A 1556-nucleotide genomic window follows, 5' to 3' on the forward strand; every position below is an offset into this window, starting at 1 on the left:
CTGGCTCAAACCACCATGGCCTAGAGGCCACCACCATGAATGAAAATGTACTAGGCCTGTGAATCTGTGTACTCCATAATGGAGTTGCAGGTCACAGGCCGTTACTTTTTTGGTAGGACATACTCTGGGGCTCAAACCGGCCGACTGTATCCCACGAGCACCGCCAATTGTGCCAGGAGCACGTGTATAAAAATTCTTTTACGCTGAGGATACATGACCTGCTTATCTCTATAGGATGAGGTGATGGGGATGGAGGCGATTTTAGAACGCTGTGCAGGGCTAGATGTTCATCAGGAGACCGTCGTGGCATGTGTTCTTTACGGTGATTTAGAGCGTAAGCCAAAACAGGAGATCCGCACTTTCTCTACGACGACTAAGGGACTATTGGCTCTTCATGATTGGTTATGCGGATGGGAGTGCACACATATCGCCATGGAAAGTACAGGCGTGTACTGGAAGCCGATTTGGAACGTCTTAGAGGGGGCATTTACGCTTGTACTCGCAAATGCCAGACGGATTAAGAACGTGCCTGGGCGTAAGACAGACGTTGCCGACGCATTCTGGATTGCTCAATTACTTCGTTCAGGACTCATTTCCCCCAGCTTTGTACCTCCAGTGGATATACGAGATCTAAGGGATTTGACGCGCTATCGGCGAAAACTGCTTGGTGACGCGACAGCTGAGAAGAACCGGATCCACAAAATATTGCAGGATGCTAATTTGAAGCTGACCACTTATATTAGCGATATGTTTGGCACGTCCGGTCGTGCGTTGCTAGAGTCTATTATTAACGGTGAAGTATTAGATGCAGATGAAATCAGGGAGAAAGTAAAGACATCTCTCAAGCGAAAAGTGCCTGAGCTTCTTGAGGCTCTAAATGGACGATTGCGAAAACATCATCGCACGATGCTCGGTCTGCATTTGGACCATTTATCTTATGTGGAGAAACAACAGGAGAAAGTGGAATCCGAGATTGATCGGTTACTTGAACCACATTTACCATCCGTTGAGCTTTTAATAACCATTCCCGGAATTCAGAAAGATGCGGCGGCGGTCGTCTTGGCTGAGATCGGGAACGACATGTCTTGTTTTGGGGGCGATTCACAAATAGCGGCTTGGGCGGGGCTGAGTCCGGGTAATAATGAAAGTGCAGGAAAGAAGAAAAGCTCTCGAATAGCCAAGGGAAATAAAAGTCTGAAAGCCGTGCTTTGCCAAGCGGCTTGGGCAGCAAGCAAAACTAAGGGAACTCGGCTTGCGTCTTTCTTTTATCGCATACAGAAACGACGAGGACAGCGGAAAGCGACAATAGCAACAGCTCACTTGTTACTAAGAATCATCTTCCGCATACTTCAAGATAGAGTGCCTTATCGTGAAATCGGTTGGGATTACCTAAGTTCTTCAACATCATCGGTGGAGTATTGGATTAAAAAAATTGAGGCTCAGGGATTTAACGTTAAGGTAGAATCCGCCGAAGCCTCTTAAAAAATTAATTTTTCACACGCTTAGTGGGGAGTGTCTTTTTGCGCTTTTTAGGGGCATTCATTTTCGTATAAAAA

At 46.5% G+C, this 1556-nt stretch carries 1 protein-coding gene; it reads left to right on the forward strand.

All coding sequences use genetic code 11. The features are described from left to right. Positions 1-249: 249 nt before the first annotated feature. Positions 250-1482 (forward strand): IS110 family RNA-guided transposase, encoded by a 1233-nt coding sequence (locus tag ACFO1S_RS14035; protein ID WP_204606412.1) that lies wholly within the window; start codon positions 250-252, stop codon positions 1480-1482. Positions 1483-1556 lie beyond the last annotated feature (74 nt).

This window comes from Cohnella boryungensis (genome assembly GCF_042651945.1).
Taxonomy (GTDB): Bacteria; Bacillota; Bacilli; order Paenibacillales; family Paenibacillaceae; genus Cohnella; species Cohnella boryungensis.

Excerpts from the sequence above, each read along its gene's own strand:
- ACFO1S_RS14035 (WP_204606412.1), top strand. The coding sequence starts at position 250 with ATGGAGGCGATTTTAGAACGCTGTGCAGGGCTAGATGTTCATCAGGAG.